At 57.2% G+C, this 21,011-nt stretch carries 20 protein-coding genes and 1 riboswitch; of the genes, 10 read left to right on the forward strand and 10 right to left on the reverse strand.

Annotated elements, in window-relative coordinates; genetic code table 11:
• The first annotated feature begins 4 nt into the window (after window positions 1-4).
• Both ACIPR4_RS21465 and ACIPR4_RS21470 read left to right on the forward strand, forming a co-directional pair.
• Window positions 5-892: an AraC family transcriptional regulator gene (locus ACIPR4_RS21465; RefSeq protein WP_013567534.1), complete on the forward strand. Its 888-nt coding sequence runs from the start codon at window positions 5-7 to the stop codon at window positions 890-892.
• Between the two features lie 106 nt (window positions 893-998).
• Window positions 999-1,886 carry a helix-turn-helix domain-containing protein gene (locus ACIPR4_RS21470; RefSeq protein ID WP_013567535.1) on the forward strand — a complete coding sequence of 296 codons (888 nt, stop codon included), beginning with the start codon at window positions 999-1,001 and terminating at the stop codon, window positions 1,884-1,886.
• Window positions 1,887-1,892: 6 nt separating this feature from the next.
• Here the strand turns inward: ACIPR4_RS21470 and ACIPR4_RS22675 are convergent, their stop codons facing one another.
• On the reverse strand, window positions 1,893-2,333 hold the full coding sequence (locus ACIPR4_RS22675; RefSeq protein ID WP_187290246.1) for a TlpA family protein disulfide reductase: 441 nt from the start codon (window positions 2,331-2,333) through the stop codon (window positions 1,893-1,895).
• Window positions 2,334-2,934: 601 nt separating this feature from the next.
• On the opposite strand from ACIPR4_RS22675, the gene ACIPR4_RS04855 reads away from it, so the two are divergent.
• Entirely contained in the window at window positions 2,935-4,521 is a 1,587-nt protein-coding gene (locus ACIPR4_RS04855; protein WP_041586436.1) for a UbiD family decarboxylase, read from the forward strand.
• Between the two features lie 145 nt (window positions 4,522-4,666).
• On the opposite strand, the gene ACIPR4_RS04860 is transcribed toward ACIPR4_RS04855, so the two are convergent.
• On the reverse strand, window positions 4,667-5,215 hold the full coding sequence (locus ACIPR4_RS04860; RefSeq protein WP_013567539.1) for a molybdopterin-binding protein: 549 nt from the start codon (window positions 5,213-5,215) through the stop codon (window positions 4,667-4,669).
• A 38-nt stretch (window positions 5,216-5,253) separates the two neighbouring features.
• Between ACIPR4_RS04860 and nuoI the strand changes: the two genes are divergently transcribed.
• The 4 genes from nuoI (at window position 5,254) to ACIPR4_RS04880 (ending at window position 8,238) form a co-directional block, all read left to right on the forward strand.
• Window positions 5,254-5,757: an NADH-quinone oxidoreductase subunit NuoI gene (nuoI, locus tag ACIPR4_RS04865; RefSeq protein ID WP_013567540.1), complete on the forward strand. Its 504-nt coding sequence runs from the start codon at window positions 5,254-5,256 to the stop codon at window positions 5,755-5,757.
• A gap of 205 nt (window positions 5,758-5,962) precedes the next feature.
• Window positions 5,963-6,343: a response regulator gene (locus tag ACIPR4_RS04870; protein WP_013567541.1), complete on the forward strand. Its 381-nt coding sequence runs from the start codon at window positions 5,963-5,965 to the stop codon at window positions 6,341-6,343.
• A 90-nt stretch (window positions 6,344-6,433) separates the two neighbouring features.
• Window positions 6,434-6,532: riboswitch (SAM riboswitch) on the forward strand.
• Window positions 6,533-6,675: 143 nt separating this feature from the next.
• Window positions 6,676-7,956: a threonine synthase gene (thrC, locus tag ACIPR4_RS04875; protein ID WP_013567542.1), complete on the forward strand. Its 1,281-nt coding sequence runs from the start codon at window positions 6,676-6,678 to the stop codon at window positions 7,954-7,956.
• The gene (locus ACIPR4_RS04880; RefSeq protein WP_013567543.1) at window positions 7,957-8,238 is read left to right on the forward strand and encodes a MoaD/ThiS family protein; all 282 of its coding nucleotides are present in this window, start codon (window positions 7,957-7,959) and stop codon (window positions 8,236-8,238) included.
• A gap of 54 nt (window positions 8,239-8,292) precedes the next feature.
• On the opposite strand, the gene ACIPR4_RS22045 is transcribed toward ACIPR4_RS04880, so the two are convergent.
• Complete coding sequence (locus ACIPR4_RS22045; RefSeq protein ID WP_013567544.1) at window positions 8,293-8,451, reverse strand: DUF3309 family protein; 159 nt, start codon at window positions 8,449-8,451, stop codon at window positions 8,293-8,295.
• Window positions 8,452-8,626: 175 nt separating this feature from the next.
• Here ACIPR4_RS22045 and ACIPR4_RS22420 point away from each other — a divergent pair, with 175 nt between their 5' ends.
• Window positions 8,627-8,773, forward strand: a complete 147-nt coding sequence (locus ACIPR4_RS22420) for a lmo0937 family membrane protein (RefSeq protein ID WP_013567545.1) — start codon at window positions 8,627-8,629, stop codon at window positions 8,771-8,773.
• Between the two features lie 61 nt (window positions 8,774-8,834).
• Here the strand turns inward: ACIPR4_RS22420 and lon are convergent, their stop codons facing one another.
• The 5 genes from lon to ACIPR4_RS04905 form a co-directional block, all read right to left on the reverse strand.
• Window positions 8,835-11,264 (reverse strand): endopeptidase La, encoded by a 2,430-nt coding sequence (gene lon, locus ACIPR4_RS04885; RefSeq protein WP_041585925.1) that lies wholly within the window; start codon window positions 11,262-11,264, stop codon window positions 8,835-8,837.
• A 228-nt stretch (window positions 11,265-11,492) separates the two neighbouring features.
• Window positions 11,493-12,782 (reverse strand): ATP-dependent Clp protease ATP-binding subunit ClpX, encoded by a 1,290-nt coding sequence (gene clpX / locus ACIPR4_RS04890; protein WP_013567547.1) that lies wholly within the window; start codon window positions 12,780-12,782, stop codon window positions 11,493-11,495.
• Between the two features lie 192 nt (window positions 12,783-12,974).
• The gene (gene clpP, locus ACIPR4_RS04895; protein ID WP_013567548.1) at window positions 12,975-13,571 is read right to left on the reverse strand and encodes an ATP-dependent Clp endopeptidase proteolytic subunit ClpP; all 597 of its coding nucleotides are present in this window, start codon (window positions 13,569-13,571) and stop codon (window positions 12,975-12,977) included.
• Between the two features lie 58 nt (window positions 13,572-13,629).
• A complete protein-coding gene (gene tig, locus ACIPR4_RS04900) occupies window positions 13,630-15,045 on the reverse strand; it encodes a trigger factor (RefSeq protein ID WP_013567549.1) in 1,416 nt (471 codons plus the stop codon).
• A 123-nt stretch (window positions 15,046-15,168) separates the two neighbouring features.
• Entirely contained in the window at window positions 15,169-16,281 is a 1,113-nt protein-coding gene (locus ACIPR4_RS04905; RefSeq protein WP_013567550.1) for an aldose epimerase family protein, read from the reverse strand.
• Between the two features lie 67 nt (window positions 16,282-16,348).
• Between ACIPR4_RS04905 and ACIPR4_RS04910 the strand changes: the two genes are divergently transcribed.
• A complete protein-coding gene (locus ACIPR4_RS04910; RefSeq protein WP_013567551.1) occupies window positions 16,349-17,062 on the forward strand; it encodes a uracil-DNA glycosylase in 714 nt (237 codons plus the stop codon).
• A gap of 83 nt (window positions 17,063-17,145) precedes the next feature.
• Window positions 17,146-17,463, forward strand: a complete 318-nt coding sequence (locus ACIPR4_RS04915; protein WP_013567552.1) for a YtxH domain-containing protein — start codon at window positions 17,146-17,148, stop codon at window positions 17,461-17,463.
• Between the two features lie 67 nt (window positions 17,464-17,530).
• Here the strand turns inward: ACIPR4_RS04915 and ACIPR4_RS04920 are convergent, their stop codons facing one another.
• Both ACIPR4_RS04920 and ACIPR4_RS04925 read right to left on the reverse strand, forming a co-directional pair.
• The gene (locus ACIPR4_RS04920; RefSeq protein ID WP_013567553.1) at window positions 17,531-20,011 is read right to left on the reverse strand and encodes an ATP-dependent Clp protease ATP-binding subunit; all 2,481 of its coding nucleotides are present in this window, start codon (window positions 20,009-20,011) and stop codon (window positions 17,531-17,533) included.
• Between the two features lie 292 nt (window positions 20,012-20,303).
• Window positions 20,304-20,993, reverse strand: a complete 690-nt coding sequence (locus ACIPR4_RS04925) for an ABC transporter ATP-binding protein (RefSeq protein WP_013567554.1) — start codon at window positions 20,991-20,993, stop codon at window positions 20,304-20,306.
• Between the last annotated feature and the right edge of the window lie 18 nt (window positions 20,994-21,011).

A 21,011-nucleotide genomic window follows, 5' to 3' on the forward strand; every position in this document is an offset into this window, starting at 1 on the left:
ATAAATGCAGACAGCACAACCTAACACAAACGAAGTGTTCGATTCGATCCTTCGCGGGCCCTCGACCTTAAGCGCATCAAGCCGCGGACTAAATTGGAACGGCTATGTGACCGAGAGGCACAGTGCAGAAGGATTTGAAAGGCCGGAGACGATCTTAGATCGATATATCATTGGGCTCTGGGACAAAAAACCGCCGGTTTGCGACTACGCCGATGAACCCGGAGAATTTTTGACATACCGCAAACCACCGAAGGCTATGGTGATTGCGCCGCCAGGGATCTTGCCCGCCGTGCGTCCCCATGGTAGGTGCGACATGATTTTGTGTGCCCTCGAGCCAGAGTTTGTAAACGGTGTCGAAGTTGAATTAGACCAACGACCGAAAACGAAAATTCGGTATCAAAGAGATTTCGCTGATTCAGCCTTTGCTCGATTGATGGAGATGCTCAGTGCTGAGGCGAATCAAGGGGGACCGTTAGGAAGACTGTATGCGGACCATCTGGCGAATGCCATGGCCATTCGGCTTCTCCATGTGGGAAGCCAGACAAAACAGAATAAGAGAAAAAAGGCATACGTATTGCCGCTTCCTCGCCTGCACCGAGTCATCGAGCGCATGCGGGAACTTCAGGCAGACCTTGATCTACAGACTCTTGCTGCGGAGAGTGGGTATAGTCGAAGTCATTTTCTGCGCATGTTTCGGGCATCGACGGGATGCACTCCGCACAGATACCTTATGGGCCTGCGGTTGGAACGCGCGAAGGAGCTGATGCGTCAGAAGAATAGGTCGCTGATTGATATTGCAGCCACCTGCGGATTTTCCAGTCACGCTCATCTTTCGAGAATGTTCCACCAGGTGGTGGGCGTACCACCCAGTGAGTATCGGCGCTTTCTGTAATTTTTTACACATTTGTTTACGTGCGAAAAATAGAAGATGACAAGACAAAATCGGCATATCCGCCAGATATGCGGATTTGCCAAGGGACAGGAGTAGCAGAGAGGAAATGCAGACAGCACAAGTGAACACACAAGGAGAGTTCGATGCGATCCTTCGCGGACCCTCTATCTCAAGCGCATCAAGCCGCGGGTTAAATTGGAACGGCTACGTGACCGAGAGACACTGTGTAGAGCCGCTTGAACGGCCGGAGACGGTTTCGGGTCGATACATCGTCGCACTCTGGGATAAACATCCGCCAATTTGCGAGTATGCCAACGAGCGAGGACAAATTGTGAAGCACCGCAAGCGATCGAGGGCTATGGTGATTGCGCCACCAGGTACGATTCCGGCTTCACGTTCCATAGACCCGGGCGACTTTATCTTGTGTGCTCTCGAAGCGGAATTTGTAAACGGTATCAAAGTAGAACTGGACCAGTGGCCGAATGCACAAATTTCGTATCAAAGAGATTTTGTCGATCCAACCTTCGCTCGATTGATGGAACTGCTTAGCACCGAGGCGAATCAAGGGGGACCGTTAGGACGACTGTATGCGGACCATCTGGCGAATGCTATGGTCATTCAGCTTCTCCACCTCGGAAGCCGGAAAAGAAAAAATGGGGTAAACAAGGTATCCGCCTTGCCAAGCCATCGTCTACGTCGGGTCATAGAGTGCATGCAGGAGCTTCAATCCGATGTGGACCTGAAGACTCTGGCTATGGAGAGCGGATATAGCAGAACTCATTTTCTGCGCATGTTTCGGGTGTCGACGGGATGCACGCCGCACCGATACCTGCTGCGACTGCGTCTGGAACGCGCGAAAGAAATGATGCGTCAGAAGAATATGTCGCTGATCGATATTGCGGCCATGTGCGGCTTTTCCAGCCACGCGCACCTCACCAAGGTGTTTCGTGAGTTCGTGGGAATGCCGCCCAGCGAGTACCGACGCAATCTGTAAAGCAAGCTAGGAAATTTCGCTGTTCTTGAGCGCTGCGGCATACTCCGGTCCCAGATTTTTCACGGCTTCGACCAAAGCCTTCGAGAGCGCTGGTGTGGATCCTTCGGAGTAGTAACGGATGATTCCATTCTTATCGATCAGGATGGTCGTCGGAAGGATCTGTGCAAACAGTCTCGGACCTTCCGCGACTTCTCCGAAGTTGTCCCAGTTATAGCCATTTTGATCGAGCCACTTTGTTCCGTCTTTCAGGTTCTTGTCCCAGTCGATTCCAATGATGACCAGCTTGGTCTTTTGCGTGGCTTCGTCGATCATGCCGATGACGGGAAGCTCCTGCATGCAGGGTTCGCACCACGTGGCCCAGAAGTCGATTAGCACAGGGTGCCCGCGAAAGGCCGACATCGCCGTCTCTGCGCCCTTGGTGTCGTGCAGGACTGCGTTGGGAACCATGGTCCCCACCAAGGCCTGGAGCTGCTGGGCATGCGCTTCCTGTTTCGACTGCGTGGCTGTTTCGGTCTGTGGGACGCACCAGCGGCTGGAAAGGGCAAGCAGAACCGCGAGACAAGTAGGAGCTCTCCTCGCGTTCTTTAGCTTTGGGATCATGTTCCAGCCAGCGTACCACCGCCTCGACCGGATCAGTCGACCGACCCCACTTCGGTGTTCGGTGGGACGAGGTAGGGAAAGCCTTCCGGACCGGATGCGGCGGCGCATTGCGGGCAGGTTGCGGCACGGTCGGCCAGAATGTCCGGGACGGGCCAAACATGGTTGCACCACATGCATTTAAAGAGAATGGTTTGCATAGCAACTCCCGTGGAGAAAGATTCACTGCGGAACCTGCTTGAAATAGCGTGGGGTTGCTGGTGGAGTGGCCTTCGGGTCGATACCTGCAGCTCACATCCAAACTTGTTTATCTTGACACGACTTTTCGTGGGGTGATGCTTGTCATTCTACGCCGCTCAAAAATCAAGCCGATTTGTTGCCTCCACCCAATTTGAGCGGAGCGATTACGATGGAGGTTGCGCGGATTCGTCCGCGCGCGAAAGAGGCGGGCGTGGCGTACAGGGACCTTCGTGAGTGGATCAAGGCGCTTGAAAAAGCGGGCGAACTGAAGCGCATTCGCGCGGAAGTGGATCCGAACCTGGAGATGGCGGAGATTGCCGATCGCGCCGCCAAAATGGGGCGGGGAACTCCGCGCGCTGGCGGCCCGGCGCTGCTCTTCGAGAACGTGAAGGGATATCCCGGCGCAACCGTCCTGATGAACCAGTTTGGCAGCGAGCGCCGCATGAAGATGGCCCTGGAGGCGGATTCACTTGACGCGATTGCGGAGCGCATCGAAGTCCTGCTGAAGCCCGAGATGCCGGCGACGCTGATGGACAAGCTGAAGATGCTGCCCATGCTGGCCGAGATTGGACGTTTCTTTCCCAAGGTCATCGCGCGCAAAGACGCTTCCTGCAAGGCAGTAATTCATACCGGAGAAGCCGTGAACCTGCATGCGCTTCCTGTGCTGAAGACCTGGCCGGGCGATGGTGGTCCGTTCATCACGCTTCCGCTGGTGATGACGCGCGATCCGAAGTCGGGCAAGCGCAATACCGGCATGTACCGGATGCAGGTCTACGACCGCAACACGACCGGCATGCACTGGCAGCGTCAGAAGAACGCGGCGGAGCATCTGCGCGAAAGATTACGCGGCGCAGCGACGACGGATGCGGAGCGCGTCAACATCATGGCGTTGACCTCCGGCGGAACGACGGCTGCAGGCGATAGCAGCAGTATTCCCGGCGTGACGCTGAGCAGGATCCGCAACGAACGGATGGAGGTCGCTGTGGCAATCGGAACCGATCCGGCGATGACCTTCAGCGCGATTGTGCCTGCTCCTCCCGAAATTGAAGAGTTCCTGATCGCTGGTTTCCTGCGCCAGGCGCCAGTAGAGCTGGTGAAGTGCGAGACGGTGGATCTTGAAGTTCCAGCAAACGCGGAGATCGTTCTGGAGGGCTACGTCGAACTGGGCGAACTCCGGAGCGAAGGACCCTTTGGCGATCACACCGGTTTTTACACGATGCCGGACGACTATCCCGTCTTTCACGTCACCTGTATTACGCACCGCAAAAATCCTGTGTACGCGGCGACCATCGTCGGCAAGCCTCCGATGGAGGACGCCTGGATGGGCAAGGCGGTGGAGCGGATCTTCTTGCCGCTGATGAGGCTGACCATGCCGGAGATCGTCGATGTGAATCTGCCTGCGGAGGGCGTCTTTCATAACCTGATGATCGTGTCGATCCGGAAGAGCTACGCCGGACACGCCCGCAAGGTAATGTCTGGCATCTGGGCTATGGGACAGGCGATGTTCACCAAGTGCATCGTCGTAGTGGACGAAGACTGCGACGTGCAGGATGTGGCGGAGGTGGTTTTGCGTACGGCGAACAATATCGATCCGGAACGGGACATTCAGTTCACGCTGGGGCCGGTGGATTCGCTGGACCACGCCTCGCGCCTGCCGAACTTCGGCTCGAAGATGGGGATTGATGCAACGCGGAAGTGGGCTGCAGAGGGATTCACACGGCCCTGGCCGGAGATGCTGGAGATGCCCGGCGAGGTGAAGGCACGGGTGGATGCGATGTGGAGCAAGTTGGGGATCTAGTTACTTCCACGAGGTCCAGTTTGTCATCCCGTAGTGGAGCGAAGGGATCTGCTTTTTTACCTAGCCTCCGAGATCTGGTTTGTGCGCTCCGCGCGACCCCACCCTTTCGCAAGAAGCCGCGAAAGAATGGGGCACAGAATGTCGCTTAGTCGATGGCTTTGAGGGTGATGCTGTTGAGATTGCGGACCCAGCGCTGGGGCTTCTTGTCTTCCGTCACGATGAGCTTTAAGGCACCGTCGGTTCCGATGCTCTTACCGTCCTGCTGGTCTGCGATGATCACCATGCCGTTATGGCAGGAGGGGTCTACGTCGCACATGGTCAGCACGACATGGTAATTGTCCGTGCCGCCAAAGACGAGCGCCAGCATGAGGGGCTTGATTTTGGCCTTGTCGCCGGTGACGAGTGTTGGTTCTGCACGTTTGGCCAATTCGCTTACAGGGACGCCCGCGTAGGTCTCATCCGCATTGGAGTGCATGTTGTGCACTTTTACGGTGAGATGTGCCATGCTGCGCAGGTCTTCGAAGCTGTAGGTCTGTGTCTTTCCGTCCAGGCCGGTGACCGTCAGGGAGGTCGAGGCGACCGGAGCGGCGTGATGCATCGCTTCCATGCCGCTGGCTGGGGTGGCGTCGTGTTTCATCTGGGCAGGCAGACAGGCAGGAAGAAGGAACAAAATGGCTTTACAGAAGATCTTCATGGCTTCAGCGTAGACCGCCCCCGTCGTATACTCAAGCTATGTCGATCGTAAAAAATATTGCGGGCATCGCTAAGGGCATGAGCATCACCTTCAAGGAGATGTTGCAGCCGACCGAGGTGGAAAACTACCCTGACGGTCCGGGGCCCATGCGTGGGGCGAAGTTTCAGGAGCGGTTCCGCGGCAAGCACCAGCTGCAGCGCGACGAAAACGGCCTGGAAAAATGCGTGGCATGCTTTTTGTGCGCCGCCGCCTGCCCGTCGAACTGTATTTACATCGAAGCTGCCGAGAACACGGAAGAAGTCCGCATCTCTTCCGCAGAACGCTACGCAAAGGTCTACAACATCGACTACAACCGGTGCATCTTCTGTGGCTATTGTGTAGAAGCCTGCCCGACCGACGCGATTACGCATGGCCACGGCTTTGAGCTTGCGAGCCTGAACGCGACAAACCTTGTGATGCGCAAAGAAGACATGCTGGTGAAGCCGATGCATATCCCGGATCATCCGCTGTCCAATGAAGACGAGGCGGAAGTCCTCGCGTAAAGGATTTTGGAACCCCGAGAGGTGCGGTGGAACCTGCCGCACCTCTTTGCTTTTAAGGCGGATACTAAGCCTGAATTCAGGCGTAGCTTCCCGTATCCGGATCGGATAAAATTAGAGGTATTCCGAAAGAGTTCGGACGCGCACGAGGCTTCCTGGCAGGCCAAAAACGCATGTGTCCGTCCAGCGGACATGGATTGAGAGCGACATGAGTACTGGGCCCCATAATGGTAAACCGAAGATGATCCTGCACATCTGCAGCCGGGAGATGCTTCGGCCCCTCCGTGATCAGATTCTGCGCATCTCCGGATTTGAGGTCGACTCGACTCTAAGGGCCAAGGACGCCCTGGATCTCTTCTGGGGCAAGCAGTACGATCTCGTCCTTGTGGATGTTGAGGGAGAACAGGCCATCCACGATGCAGAGCATCTTTGCCAGGAGATCAAGACCGCACAGCCCGAGCAGAAGGTGGCCTTCGTCTGCAACTGGCGGGTGGCGATGCAGACGGATTGTCCGGACGAGATCCTCAGGACAGAGTTTGATCCGTCGCGATTTGTTGCCGGCGTGAAGGACATGATCTCGCCTGCCTAGAGCTTCCCTAAGACTTGTATCGCAGGGTGCAAGGTGATAAAACTAACTCATTCCAGTCTGACCTTGGATTCGTTCAAGAGCAGGCCCGGAGTTTCATGAAGAGTGGCTGAGGGACGAGCCCTTTGACGCCACGACAACCGGCCCTCGGGACCGGTGTCACCTCTCTCCTGGTAACAGGGAACATGAGATTCGGGATACATGGCGTCCTTTGTAGCTCTGTACCTCCGAATAATCCTGACTTCCTCCACCACGCCGCCGGCGTTTGCCGCCTTCGTGGATCCCAGAAAAGAGTACGTCAAAGGCACGCTTCTCTCCATTCGGAGAAGGATTGCATGTCTGCCTGTACGCCGTACGAGCTTCGGAATATGGATGGAAAGAGCTTCGGCAACCAGCCGCTCTCTATCTGCGATGAGACCTTCACGCCGCTTGAGGTGCACTATGATCTTGAAGCCGCGAAGAGCCTCTTTACCCGCAAATCGATCGAAGCCGGACCGGCGAATATCTGGCGGTATCGTGCCCTGCTTCCGATTCCCGAGGGCTTCGAGCCCGATCTTCCCGTAGGCTTCACGCCGCTCGTTCGTGCGAAGAACCTGGGCAAGCGCATCGGTGCCAATAATCTTTATGTGAAGAACGACGCCGTCTGCTTCCCGACGCTGTCGTTCAAGGACCGTGTTGTCAGTGTCGCCCTGGCGAATGCGCAGGCCTTTGGATTTACAACGGTCGGCTGCTCGTCCACGGGCAATCTGGCGAACTCGGTAGCGGCACAGGCCGCGCGCCTGGGGATCAAGGCCTGCATCCTCGTTCCGGCGGACCTGGAGCCAGCAAAGATTCTCAATACGCTCGTCTATGGAGCACAGCTCGTCCGTATCGACGGCAACTACGATCACGTCAACCGTCTCTGCTCGCTGATCGCCGACCAGTACAACTGGGGCTTCGTGAACGTCAATCTGCGGCCTTACTATGCCGAGGGTTCGAAGACTGTCGGCTACGAGATCGCGGAGCAGCTTGGATGGCGGCTACCGGATAACGTTGTGGTTCCCATGGCGGGCGGTTCGCTGATCCGCAAGATCCGCAAGGCCTTCAAGGAGCTTGTTTACCTCGGCCTGGTCGAAGACAAGCCGGTCCGCTTCTTCGGTGCGCAGGCTACGGGTTGCTCTCCCATCTCGCACGCCGTGAAGAACAATCTGGATCACATCGAGCCGCAGCGTCCGAACACGATTGCGCGTTCGCTGGCGATCGGCAATCCCGCCGACGGTCCGCAGGCAGCGAAGATGATCCGCGAGAGCGGCGGTTGGGCTGAAGATGTCTCCGATGTAGAGATCGTCAGCGGCATGCAGGAGCTTGCTGAGACCGAAGGCATCTTTACGGAGACTGCAGGCGGTGTGACTACAGCTGTGACGGCGCGGCTGTATGCGCATGGACGCATCCATCCCGACGATCTCACTGTGAGCTGCATCACGGGCAATGGTCTCAAAACGACCGATGCCCTGGCAGGAAAGTATGAAGCGCAGCGCGCAGTGCGCCCGCGTCTTTCCGACTTTGAAGAATATCTGCGCGAGATGAACTACGCCGCAGAAGCAAAACCCGAGCTCGTGCTCGCAGGAGGAAAATAAGTGTCTATTCGTGTGATGTTGCCCGCCGCGTTTCAGCGGCATACCGACGGTGTCAAGCAGGTCGATTCAAGCGCAATCAATCTCGCGGCGCTCGTGGAGGACTTGAAGTTCAAGTTCCCCGTTCTCGGCGAACATATCAAGGATGCAGACGGCAAGCTGCGGAAGTTCATCAATGTCTATGTCAACGACGAAGACATCCGCTTTCTTGGAGGAGAGAGCTATGCCTTCCAGGACAAGGATGAAGTCATGTTTATCCCGTCGATCGCTGGCGGGGCTCGCTAGGTCATCATGGCTCTGCAACGGCAGCCCGCGCGGCTGCCGTTTTCTTGCGCCCAACTAGAAGTGCAGACCGCCATTCATTAGAAGCACGACGAGTAGGACCAAAACGATCAGGCCCAGACCGCCGCTCGGGTAATATCCCCAGTCGCGGCTATAGGGCATGATGGGGGAAGATCCAAACATCAAAACGACCAGGATGATAAGCAGAATGAGCATCTGTTTTCTCCTTCGCGACAAATAGATGCGTTCTGCCGAAGTGAGTTTGCCACGGTCAATACGCCTGACGTTTTTTTTGATTGCTCGGCAAAGCAACGTCCGTACGGGAGCGACCCTCTTACTATTTCGTGCGGCGTGGCGGAATGGATTGGCGCGTACGCCCTGGAGGATCTAAATGTTTCTGATCATTGCTTTGGTTCTTGTAGTGCTTTGGCTTGGTGGTTTTGTCATGTTTAAGAGCGCAGGTATTCTCATTCACCTGCTGCTGATCTTCGCGGTCATCTCAGTCATCGCACATTTTCTTACTGGAAGACGCGCCTGAGTTCGACGCGCACGAAAAAGGCGGCCCCGTCATCGGGCCGCCTTTTTTAGTTTCAAGATTGTTACTGGTGAGCGTGAGGAACGATGGCTGAAACGATCGGAGGCGGAACCGCTCCGGCCAAAGCCTGCGGTACTTCCTCTGTTAGTTCGGGCAGCTTTCCTTCAAGAGCGATCTTCAGCACTTCATCCATCTGCTCCACAAAGTGCAGCTTCATCTCCGACTTGATCAACTCAGGAAGCTCAGCGAAGTCCTTGCGGTTGTCCCCGGGCAGGATCGCTTCGCGGATGCCTGCACGATGGGCCGCAAGCAGCTTCTCCTTCAATCCACCGATCGGAAGCACCTTGCCACGCAGCGTGATCTCGCCGGTCATGGCGACGTCACGACGGACGGGGATCTTGGTGAGGGCACTCGCGAGGGCGGTTGCCAGCGTAATGCCTGCGGACGGGCCGTCTTTGGGAATCGCGCCTTCCGGTACATGTACGTGGATGTCGATGTTGCGGTAGAACTCGCGTGGAAGCCCAAGGTGCTGCGCGCGGGAGCGGATGTAGCTCAGGGCTGCCTGGGCCGACTCCTGCATCACATCGCCCAGCTGGCCGGTCGTTGTGAGCTTGCCTTTGCCGTCCAGCACCTGCACTTCGGTCTGCAGAATGGATCCGCCTACCTCTGTCCATGCAAGGCCCGTGACGAGGCCGATCTCGCTCTTCTCCTGCACCTGCGAATCGCGGAAGCGCTGCGTTCCGAGGAAGTCCGGCATGTTCTCCGCCGTGACCTCTTCCTTCTTGTGTTTGGTGCCCGACTTCACGACGCGACGTACGACCTTGCGGCAGACATTGCCGATCTCGCGTTCAAGGTTACGAACGCCGGCTTCGCGCGTGTAGCCGCGGATGATCTCTTTCAAAGCGCCGTCGGTGAACTCGATGTTCTCTTCCGTCAGGCCGGTGGCTTCACGCTGCTTCTTCAGCAGATACTGCTTGGCGATCTCGAGTTTTTCAATCTCGGTATAGCCGTGCAGCTGCAGAATCTCCATGCGATCCCGTAGCGGGCCGGGGATGGTGTGGAGAACGTTCGCCGTAGCAACGAAGAGGACCTGCGAGAGATCGTATTCGACGTCGAGGTAATGGTCCTGGAAGGTGCTGTTCTGTTCAGGATCGAGGACTTCGAGCATCGCGCTGGCAGGATCGCCGCGGAAGTCCGAAGCCATCTTGTCGATCTCGTCGAGCATGATGACGGGATTCTTGGTTCCAGCCTTTTTCATCGACTGGATGATCTGACCGGGAAGGGAGCCGATGTAGGTGCGACGATGTCCGCGGATCTCGGCCTCGTCACGCACACCGCCCAGAGAGAAGCGGACGAACTTGCGGCCTGTGGCCTTGGCGATGGACATGCCGAGCGAGGTCTTACCAACGCCCGGAGGTCCGACGAAGCAGAGGATCGAACCCTTCGGGTTCTTTACCAGCTGACGGACGGCGAGGAACTCAAGGATACGGTCCTTGATCTTCTCCAAGCCGTAGTGATCTTCGTTGAGGATCTTTTCCGCGTGGTCGATAGAGCGAATTTCCTTGCTCTTCTTCTTCCACGGCACAGCGAGCAGCCAATCGAGGTAGTTGCGCGAGACAGTCGACTCAGCAGACATCGGCGGCATGGCTTCGAGCTTCTTGAGCTCCTGATGCGCCTTGTCTGCGACGTCCTTCGGCATGCCTGCAGCTTCAATTTTTTTCTTGAGCTCGTCCCATTCGCTCTTCTCGCCGCGACCGAGTTCTTTCTGGATCGCTTTGATCTTTTCGTTGAGGTAATACTCTTTCTGCGCGCGCTCCATCTGCCGCTTCACACGCGACTGAACAGTGCGATCCACGTTCAGCTTCTCGATGGCGATGTCCAGAACATCCGCAATGTGCGCGAGACGGGCTTCGACGTCGAAGAGGTCGAGGATCTGCTGTTTCTCATCGATGGTGAGCTGCAGGTTTGCCGCGATGGTGTCGGCAAGTTTGCCGGGCTCGTCTCCGCGTACGGAGGCGACCATTGTTTCGTAGTTCAGGCTCTGCTGTAGCTTCACGTACTGCTCAAAGAGTGTCTGTACGCGCTGCATGGCCTGCTCGATGGCAGGTGACATCTCGGAAGAGAGGCCGCCTGTGCGCACGGTGGCCACAAAGAATCCGTCTTCATCGTTCAGGTCGAGAGCCCGTGCGCGCTCCACGCCTTCGACGAGGACTTTGATATTTCCGTCCGGCCCCTTCACACTCTGCACAATGGTGCCGATGGTGCCGGTGGTATAGATGTCGTCTGCGTTGGGTTCGTCCACCGAAGCGTCATGCTGTGTGGCGAGAAAGATCTTGCGGTCGCCGCTGAGCGCTTCTTCCAGCGCACGTACGCTGGATTCTCGTCCCACCACGAAGGGTGTCATCATGTGCGGGAAGATCACCATGTCGCGGATAGGCATCATGGGGAGCTTGCGCTTTTCGCCTTGTAGGAGCTTTTCGTCTGGCTTAGTCATAGTCTCCCCATTAGACGCTCCCACCCAGTGCATGGTCGCAGAGTGCGATAAGACGGGTGGGGAGCTTGCAGTTGATTGTAAATGCGTTTCCCTGGGACCGTGCGGAACAGTACTTTTGTCACTTCAGGTTGGACAGGGGAGAGCAAGTCTGTTGACACAGCGCAATTTGCCGCTTAAACAAAAGTGCAACCCTGCAGGGTTGCACTTTTGTTTTCCGTTTGCAAAGTTTTATCCGGCTTTTTCAAGCGGCTGCAAGGGGATGACCACATTGCGAGACTTCACCATCTCCGCCGTAATCTCCAGTTCCTTCAGCTTCTTGTTCGTCGGAACGGTGTACATCAGGTCGAGCATGAGCTCTTCCAGAATCATGCGAAGACCACGAGCGCCTACCTTGCGATTCAGGGCCTCGTGTGCGATGGCCTGGGCCGCCTCAGAAGAGAAGGTCACCTTTACGCCTTCGAACTCGAAGAGCTTGGCGTACTGCTTCAGAATCGCATTGCGCGGACGCGTGAGAATGTCGATCAGAGCAGCTTCATCCAGTTCATCGAGGATTCCCAAAACAGGAAGACGTCCAACGAACTCAGGGATCAGGCCGTACTTCAACAGATCCTGTGGTTCCGCCTGTCTAAGCAGTTCGCTATCGCGCTGGGCGCGAATCGGCGTTGCTCCTTCGATGACGTCCGGATCACCCTGCGTCTTGAAGCCGAGTGCTTTTTTGCCAATACGACGAGCAATTACCTTCTCCAGGCCGACGAACGCTCCACCGCAGATGAAGAGAATGTTCGTCGTATCAACGACGGTGAACTCCTGATGCGGATGCTTCCGTCCACCCTGGGGCGGAACGTTGGCGACGGTGCCTTCGAGGATCTTCAGAAGAGCTTGCTGCACGCCTTCGCCGCTCACGTCGCGGGTGATGGAAGGGTTCTCGTCCTTGCGGCCAATCTTGTCGATCTCGTCGATGTAGATAATGCCGGTTTGCGCGCGGGCGACATCGCCTTCGGCAGCCTGCAGAAGCTTAAGGATGATGTTCTCCACATCTTCGCCAACGTAGCCTGCTTCCGTGAGCGTGGTCGCGTCGACGATGGCAAACGGAACGTCCAGCATCTTCGCCAGCGTGTGCGCGAGCAGTGTTTTTCCGCTGCCGGTCGGGCCGACGAGAAGAATATTCGACTTCGCCAGTTCCACGTCGTTGCCGCGCGTGCGATTCATCTGAATCCGCTTGTAGTGGTTGTAGACGGCCACGGCGAGCTTCTTCTTGGTCATCTCCTGGCCGATGACGTACTCGTCCAGAAATGCCTTCACTTCGTGGGGTTTGGGCAGATGGGCAGGCGGTGCGCCTGCCTGCGTCTCACCGCCGCGGTCGTCTTCGAGGATGGAGTTACAGACAGCTACGCACTCATCGCAGATGTACGCCCGTGGATAATCCGACGGCGACGAAATCAATTTCGCTACGGCGTCCTGCGACTTGTGGCAGAACGAGCACCGCAGTGATTCGTCTGTACCCTTCGAAGTCTTCATAAGAAGTGGAACTCCTGACCTGACCCTGAACTGAAGCGCGGGCATCGTTGCCTGCGCAAATAGAGTTTAAGTCTACACCCGCAGGACTAGTGAAATTGTCCGGTAGGGTGCTCTAAAAGCACTTCCGGAAGGATGTGCCGAAACGGAAAAAGCGGCCCAAATACTGGGCCGCCTCTCCTTAAAATGCTGGAATTAGACTCGTGGACGCGTAATGATATCGTCGATGAGCCCATATTCCTTTGCCTGGGCCGAATTCATAATGAAATCGCGATCGGTATCGCGCTCAATCTGCTCCAGCGTCTGACCGGTATGCTCTGCCTGGATCTTGTTCATTAACTCCCGGATGCGAAGAATTTCCCGAGCGTGGATATCAATTTCCGTAGCTTGTCCGCTGATACCGCCGCCCATGATGAGCGGCTGGTGAATCAGGATGCGCGAGTTCGGAAGGGCAAAGCGCTTGCCCTTCTTGCCCGCCATCAGAAGGAAGGCACCCATGCTGGCTGCCTGACCGATGCAGAGCGTGGAGACGTCATTCTTGATGTACTGCATCGTGTCGTAGATCGCCATACCCGCCGTGATGCTGCCACCCGGCGAGTTGATGTAGAGCTGAATGTCCTTCTCTGGGTCTTCGCCGGACAGAAACAGCAACTGCGCGATGATTACGTTCGCGATGTTGTCATCGATCGGCGTTCCAAGGAAGATGATGTTGTCGCGGAGCAGACGGCTGTAAATGTCGTAAGCGCGTTCGCCACGACTCGTCTGCTCGATCACCATTGGTACAAGTCCCATCGGTCTCCCTCTTTCTGATGTGTAGCTTTGCAATTGCCGCAGTAATTGGATTCGCTTCCTACGCGGAAAGCTTCTCGTAGAGTGCCGTGCCGGTTTTTTCGCGGAGCATCTGTTCGCGAATGCGGGCGAGATTGCCTTCCTTCGTGAGACGTTCGCGCAACTGCTCGACCGGCTCACGCGACTGGATGGAGAGAATGAAGAGTTCGCGATCGAGATCGGCATCGGAGACGGTAATGTTCTCCTTCTCCGCGATCTTGTCGAGAACCATCGAGGCCTTGACCTCGTTCACGGCTTCGTCACGCTGAGCAGCGCGCAGACGTCCGAAGTCGAGCTTACGCATTTCCTCCGGCGGCATGCCCTGCTGAGCCAGAGCGCGGAGGCCACGGTCCAGGCGCGCATCGATCTGCTGCTGCACAAAGCTCTCGGGAACAGGGAACTGGAACTTTGCGACGAGTTGGTCGACCAGCTTTTCCTTGGAGGCATTCTCGAGCGAAGTGCGCTTGCGCCCTTCGACGTTCTCGCGGAACTTGGTGGTGAAGTCTTCCCAGCTCTCGTAGTTGCCGAGCTGCGAAACGAACTCCGCATCCTGTGCAGGCGGCGTCTTCTTCTTGATGGCCTTCACCGTGACGTCGTACTCCACGGTCTTGCCTGCAAGGCGAGCTTCGCCGAAGTCTGCGGGATACTCAACCTCAGCGCTTAGTTCCTGTCCCACCTTGGAGCCACGAAGAGCTTCGGTGAATGCCGGAAGGGTGTTCTTTCCGCCAATCTCCACGAGCACGTCGTCGCCGGTGATGGGCGGCTCTGCGGAGGTGGAGGCAAGGCCCTCTTCCGTAACGGTCTGGGCAAGGTCTTTCACCGTGCCCTTGAATTCGATCTCTGCCCAGTCGCCGTCGTGCAGCTCGCGCTCTTCTTCCACGGTCTCAACCGTCGAATGCTGATCGAGAAGATAATCCAGCTCGGCCTGATACTCCTCGTCCGTGACGGTTACATCGGCCTTTTCGGCTTTGATGCTCTCGTAGCCGGTGACATCGAACTCGGGCAGCACTTCGAAGGAGGCGCGGAAACGCAGCGGCTGACCATCTACAAGCATCAGTTCGGTGATTTGGGGCTGAGAAATCGGATTCAGCTTCTGTGCTTCCAACTCAGTGCGGAAGCGCTCGGAAACCAGGCTCTCCATCACTTCCTGCCGAAGTTCTTTGCCGAACCTGGAACGGATCATCGACGGCGGAACCTTGCCGGCGCGGAAGCCAGGAATGCGTGCTTGCTTCTGGTAGGTCTTGAGCACCTTCGCAAAGGCGGCCGTAACGTCTTCGGCGGGCGCTTCCACGACGATCTCTCGCGTCAACTCAGGATTGAGCGCGGGAGCATCATGGTGATGATGATGGTGCTCATGATCGTGATCGTGGGTGTGCTCGCCCTCGGTTTCGTTCTGCACGGCTACTTCAGTCTGCTCAATCTCCGTTGCCGGAGTCATTTCATTGGTCTCGTTAGGGGTCAAAACTGTGCCTTCCAGGTTAGTTCCATCAACACTTTTTGCGTGTGATCGCTTGTCTTCAATGGTACGGACGGTAGGCCGCAGGGTCAAACAGAAGGGGGCTTACTTTATGGATGTCGCCAGCGGGACAATCTGCAGTCGGATCCGGAATTGCAGGCTCTCCCCAGGAGCCAGAAGCGGGATGTCGCCTCGATCGCGTTCCCCTTCGGCTAGATCGGCCTCGGGCTCTGCAATAGGCGCAATGACCACCCAGGGCCCATTCGCAGGAGCCAGCACCCTCAGCGAACGAATGGACGAACTGATTGCCGTGATACGTAGCGCATAGCCGGACGCTGGATCTTCGAGCTCAATCTCTGGCCCATCGCCCATGAACGCCCTGCGCAGATGAGTAAATGTCGCATCCAGGGTCGAACTTTTCAACGGTCTCCCACCCGGCATGCTGAAATCTTCGGCCGCAGCGCCGCTGCTTTTGTCCGTAGACGGAATGAGCAGCCGCGCCTGGTCCCGCTGCCCGCTTGGGATGGCGAGATGAGGAAAACAGCCCAGTCGCAGTGGTACAGCCTGCTTGCCCTTATTGTTCGCGGTGATCGACATGTCGATGGAACGCCCACTCATCACGATCGACGTGCGCAGCTCGATGCCCGCCGGAAGTCCGCCGGGCAAGCTCTGGGCGGGAGCGTTGAAGACGGTGGTCATGTTGGCACCATCAAGAGTTCCGTGATTTTCGGACGAATCGGCTGCCTGCAGCGTAAGGGCGTCCGCTGCTGACGGCGATGGATGGCCGCTGTCTGCGAGGTAGACCAGAAAGGCAGCGCCGATGCGTCCATGACTCTTGGCGTCCTCCGCCACCTCTTCCAGGCTGGAGGAGTTCAGCAGGTCGATCTCACCCCTTGAGGGAAAGGCCGCTGTGATCTGGAGGATCTGCATGCCGAGACCAGGCATGATGGTGGTTGAGAGAAATTCTGGGGAAACGCCGTTCCGCGTTGGGGCGCGCACAAGACTCACCGCAGCTTGGCCGCCCGGTCTGGGCGCCACTGCTTCCGACGGCTGTGTCTTTTTGTTGAACTTATGGAAAGATTCGTAGCGGACGGTCCGGTAGCCTAGAAAAAATGCGGCCAGAAGGCAAGCCGCCACGAGAGCGGCGAGAAGTTTCGATCCAATCCGATCCGGTTGTTCCGCGCTCGACTGCGGGTCGCTTTTACCTTCTGCGCGCATTTTCAGGGTGCTCGTTTCTATCCGCCGTACGCGACCTTGGTGCTTCAGATGGCGTTACTATGGGATTGTGTGTCCCGCTCCGCTTGCCCAGGCCAAATCTCAACTTGAAACCGCCCGCCAGAACATCGTCAGCTGCGAACTTTGTCCCCGGCTTCGGTCGTACTGCATCGGCATAGGAGAGACGAAACGGCGGGCTTATCTGGATTGGGATTACTGGGCTCGCCCCGTGCCCGGTTTCGGCGATCCTACCGCTCGCGTCCTGATTGTGGGCCTCGCCCCTGGAGCTCACGGAGCCAACCGTACCGGACGCCCTTTCACCGGGGACGGCGCTGGTTATTTCATGTATCCCGTCCTCTACAATCTCGGGTTTGCCACTAAGCCCCTTGCGACGTCGCGCGACGATGGCTTGAAGCTCCGAGGTGCGTGGATCGCCTCCGTAGTTCGTTGCGCACCCCCGGCAGACAAACCTATGCCGCAGGAGGTTCGGAACTGCGCCGTGCATTTCCGCGCGGAACTCGCCGCATTGCGGCGTCTCCGTGTCGTGGTTTGCCTGGGAAAGATTGCGTGGGACGGGTATCTTGCTTACCTGCTCGGCGAAGGCGTCATCAAGCGTCGCAGCGCGTACACCTTTACCCATGGAGCGGATTACCTCATGCCGAATGGTCTGCGCCTGATAGGGAGTTATCATCCATCGCTGCGCAATACCAATACGGGACGATTAAACGAAGCGATGTTCACACGCGTCTTTGTGAAGGCGCGCGAAGCGGCCGGGCTCGGTTGATCGGATCAATATTTCGCACAACCTCTGCCATCGTGATGGAATCAGAAGTAAAGACAGGCGCGATTTGTCGCACGGAGGGAAGTATGTCCGCAAAAGGATATGGATTTGCAATTGGGATTGGGGCACTTTTGGGAGCTTCAGTTGCTCTTCTCTTTGCTCCTCAGAGCGGAGCCAAAACCCGCAAGCGCATCAAGAGAAATATCGACGATGCCGGAGATTATCTGCAGGATGCGAGCGACTACCTGAAGGATCAGGCAGAACGTCTCTCGCGTGAAGCGCAGAGCGTGTACAAGCGCGGCGTGCATCAGGCAGCTGACGCCACCGATGCAGCGAAAGAATATGTCGGCAAAGTGGAGGGTTACGCCCAGGGCGTAGTCAAAACCGCAAAGTCGATGTTGTAGCTTTACACATCCGCAAACAAAGAAGGGAGCCGCTCGCGGCTCCCTTCTTTTGGTTTCAATGGCAGCATCAGACGATCTGCAGTGCCGCGCCTTCGGTTTTTTCTACCGTGCCTTCTCCAACGATGGGGCGATAGAAAAGCTTGTCGACATCCAGGTAGACCTCGAGGAAAGCAGGCCGTTCCTTGATGCCACCTCCGATGAGCGCCTCTGACAGAGGATCCTCTACATACTTCTGCAGGGCCCTGCGCAGCGGACGTGCACCGTAGGTACGGTCGACCAGCGTCTTCTCCAGAATCCACTTCTTGGCCTCGTCGGTCACGGAGATCGTGATCGCTTTATGCACAAGGTTCTGATTCAACTGCTGGACGAGCAGTTCGAGGATCTGGATCAGATCTCCATCCGACAGCGAGGTGAAGATAATCGTCTCGTCGATACGGTTGAGGAACTCCGGATTGAACGTACGCTTCACTTCGCCCTTCACGAGCTCTTCCATCTTCTCGAGGATCAGGTCTTCCTTGCTGCTCTGGAAGCCCAGTCCCTCGCGCTTCTGGAGGTGCTTGGCACCGATATTCGAGGTCATGATGATGATCGTGTTCTTGAAGTCGACCTGGTTGCCGAGGCCGTCTGTCAGATGACCATCTTCAAAGACCTGCAGCAGAATGTTGAAGACATCCGGATGCGCCTTTTCGATCTCGTCGAGCAGAACGATCGAGTACGGCGAACGCTTCACGCGCTCCGTCAACTGACCGCCTTCCTCGTAGCCGACGTAGCCCGGAGGCGAACCGATCAGCTTGGAGACCGAGTGCTTCTCCATGAACTCCGACATATCGAACCGGATCAGGCTCTTCTCGCTGCCAAAGAGGAACTGGGCGAGCGTACGTGCCATCTCCGTCTTGCCGACGCCCGTAGGCCCGAGGAACAGGAAGCTGCCAATCGGACGCGCCGGATTCTTGAGACCTGCACGCGAGCGGCGGATCGCACGGGCGAGAGCGCTGATGGCCTTCTCCTGAGAGATCACACGCTTATGCAGTTCTTCTTCCACACGCATGAGCTTGGCGGTCTCTTCTTCCTTGATCGCCGTAATCGGTACGCCAGTCCAGCGCGAGACGACATCTTCGATGTCTTCTTTCGTCACGATGCCCGCGCTCGAATCGTCGAGGTGGTACTTGTCGCGAAGGGCGCGCAAATTTTCACGCTCTTTACGCTCCTCATCCGAGTAGAAACGCGCCTTTTCGAACTCGTGATTCGCAATGGCGTTTTCCATGCGGTGCACGATGAACTTGATACGCTTCTGGACCTCGGTCAACTCCTCGGGAAGGGAAGACTGCCGCAACTTGACGCGAGCGCCAGCCTCGTCGATCAGATCGATGGCTTTGTCCGGCAGGAAGCGGTCGGGAATGTAGCGGTTCGAGTGCGAGACGGAGAAGAGAATGGCTTCATCCGTGTAACTCACGGCATGAAACTTCTCGTACTTCTCCTTGATGCCCATGATGATTTTGATGGCATCTTCCTCGTTGGGAGGCGGCACCTTGACGGCCTGGAAGCGCCGTTCCAGCGAGCGGTCTTTCTCAATCGATTTGCGATACTCTGCAGGGGTCGTCGCTCCAACGCATTGGATCTCTCCACGCGAAAGCGCAGGCTTCAGGATGTTCGCCGCATCGAGCGAACCCTCCGCCGATCCAGCACCTACCAGCGTATGCAGCTCGTCAATGAAGACGATGCAGTTCTGGTTTTCCATCAACTCTTTCATGATGGTCTTCAGGCGCTCTTCAAACTGGCCGCGATACTTCGTTCCCGCCACGATGAGCGAGAGGTCCAAAGAGAGCACGCGCTTGTCGGCGAGAAAGCTGGGAACATCGCCGTCGGCGATCTTCTGTGCGAGGCCCTCGACGATGGCCGTTTTGCCGACGCCGGGTTCGCCGATCAGGACGGGGTTGTTCTTCGTCCGGCGGCAGAGGATCTGGATGACGCGCTCCAGCTCAGGATCGCGCCCGACGAGGGGATCGAGCTGCTGATCCGCTGCGGCCTGCGTCAGATCGCGGGAAAACTCCGCCAGCATGCTTTGTTCGCCGCCGCTTCCGGCGTTGCGCGCCTGCTTCTGATTGGGGGCGGGCTTCTCCTGCGTTGTGCGCTGCAACTCCTCGCGAATGGCGGGGAGGCGCAAGCCACGTTCCTGCAGAATCTCGGCAGCGAAGCACTTTTCTTCGCGCAACAGGCCCAGCAGGAGGTGTTCCGTGCCGATGTGTTTATGGGAAAGTCGTTCAGCTTCTTCCGCCGCATACGCCAGAACGCGCTTGCACTCGTTCGAAAGCGGCAGATCGACCGAAGTCGACACCTTCTCCCGAATCGTCGTGTGGCCCTCGATCTGTTTCCGGATCGACTCTACCGATGCGTGGGAGCGCAGGAAGCGGTTGGTGAGTGCCTTGTCTTCGCGAAGCAGGCCCAAAAGCAGGTGCTCGGTCTCGATGTAGGGCGACCCAAACTGGCTGGCCTCGTAACGCGCAAAGAAAATTACGCGTCGCGCTTTTTCTGTATAGCGTTCGAACATGTTCCCCCTCAGTCTGCCGCGCGGCGAGTATGTCGCGTGCCAGCCGTTGGTTCCTTGCTCTTTCCTGCACCGCTTGCAAAAAACAGCCAGCAGATGCAGGAACATTAAGGCCGGGTACTTTGCCACATTAGCGGCGCGGTGCCCCTTCCCACATCTTTAGATCTATTTTACAACCTGCATCGTGTTGTGTGCAGATCGCCCGATTTCGCGTTTGCGATACGGTATCAGTCTCTAGATGCTTCTGAATAGTCTTTCGACGCTTGCCTGTTGAAATCGGTAGCTAAACTCTCTTTTACCCGACCAACAAACCGGACGAAAGTCGTAGTTGCCGGTCGCATCGGGCGGCAAAGGTCTGGTTGTGCGTCACTAAAACGCTGGTCAAACCATGCTCCCGATGCAGCCGCTCGATCAGCGAAAAGACGACTTCACCGGTTCGTCCGTCCAGATCGCCGGTTGGCTCGTCCGCCAGCAACAGCTTCGGCTCCGTTACCAGAGCTCGCGCCAGCGAAGCCCGCTGCTGTTCGCCGCCGCTCAGCTCGCCGCTACGGTGATCCGCCCGGTCAGCCAGCTCCACCTCGGCCAGCCAGCGGCGGGCACGGGACAGGGCCTCGCTCCGTCCTATGCCGCGCGCCAGCAGAGGCATCGCCACGTTCTCTTCCGCCGTAAACTCCGGCAATAGGTAATGGAACTGCCAGACGTATCCGATCTGGCGGTTGCGAAACTCTGACTGCGCCCGTCCGCTGAGTGCTCCCAGGGAAATTCCGCTCACCGTAACGTCGCCCGAAGTGGGCGTATCCAGGGCCGCCATCATGTGCAGCAGCGTGCTCTTGCCCGCGCCGCTCTCGCCCACGATTGCGACCAGCTCACCAGTCCGCACCGTGAAATTCAGGTCGCGAAAGAGTTCCAACGTCCCACGGCCGGTGGTATAAGTCTTGGTCAGACCACGTACTTGTAATAAAGCGTCTTGATCTGTTTCGGCCACATGGACATCTTACTCACT

The organism is Terriglobus saanensis SP1PR4 (assembly GCF_000179915.2).
GTDB classification, from domain to species: Bacteria; Acidobacteriota; Terriglobia; order Terriglobales; family Acidobacteriaceae; genus Terriglobus; species Terriglobus saanensis.

Excerpts from the sequence above, each read along its gene's own strand:
- ACIPR4_RS04870 (WP_013567541.1), top strand. The coding sequence starts at position 5,963 with ATGAGTACTGGGCCCCATAATGGTAAACCGAAGATGATCCTGCACATC.
- tig (WP_013567549.1), bottom strand. The coding sequence starts at position 15,045 with ATGACTCCGGCAACGGAGATTGAGCAGACTGAAGTAGCCGTGCAGAAC.
- ACIPR4_RS21465 (WP_013567534.1), top strand. The coding sequence starts at position 5 with ATGCAGACAGCACAACCTAACACAAACGAAGTGTTCGATTCGATCCTT.
- ACIPR4_RS04915 (WP_013567552.1), top strand. The coding sequence starts at position 17,146 with ATGTCCGCAAAAGGATATGGATTTGCAATTGGGATTGGGGCACTTTTG.
- clpX (WP_013567547.1), bottom strand. The coding sequence starts at position 12,782 with ATGAAGACTTCGAAGGGTACAGACGAATCACTGCGGTGCTCGTTCTGC.
- ACIPR4_RS22045 (WP_013567544.1), bottom strand. The coding sequence starts at position 8,451 with ATGCTCATTCTGCTTATCATCCTGGTCGTTTTGATGTTTGGATCTTCC.
- ACIPR4_RS22420 (WP_013567545.1), top strand. The coding sequence starts at position 8,627 with ATGTTTCTGATCATTGCTTTGGTTCTTGTAGTGCTTTGGCTTGGTGGT.
- clpP (WP_013567548.1), bottom strand. The coding sequence starts at position 13,571 with ATGGGACTTGTACCAATGGTGATCGAGCAGACGAGTCGTGGCGAACGC.
- thrC (WP_013567542.1), top strand. The coding sequence starts at position 6,676 with ATGTCTGCCTGTACGCCGTACGAGCTTCGGAATATGGATGGAAAGAGC.
- ACIPR4_RS22675 (WP_187290246.1), bottom strand. The coding sequence starts at position 2,333 with ATGGTTCCCAACGCAGTCCTGCACGACACCAAGGGCGCAGAGACGGCG.
- nuoI (WP_013567540.1), top strand. The coding sequence starts at position 5,254 with ATGTCGATCGTAAAAAATATTGCGGGCATCGCTAAGGGCATGAGCATC.
- lon (WP_041585925.1), bottom strand. The coding sequence starts at position 11,264 with ATGACTAAGCCAGACGAAAAGCTCCTACAAGGCGAAAAGCGCAAGCTC.
- ACIPR4_RS04920 (WP_013567553.1), bottom strand. The coding sequence starts at position 20,011 with ATGTTCGAACGCTATACAGAAAAAGCGCGACGCGTAATTTTCTTTGCG.
- ACIPR4_RS04860 (WP_013567539.1), bottom strand. The coding sequence starts at position 5,215 with ATGAAGATCTTCTGTAAAGCCATTTTGTTCCTTCTTCCTGCCTGTCTG.
- ACIPR4_RS04905 (WP_013567550.1), bottom strand. The coding sequence starts at position 16,281 with ATGCGCGCAGAAGGTAAAAGCGACCCGCAGTCGAGCGCGGAACAACCG.
- ACIPR4_RS21470 (WP_013567535.1), top strand. The coding sequence starts at position 999 with ATGCAGACAGCACAAGTGAACACACAAGGAGAGTTCGATGCGATCCTT.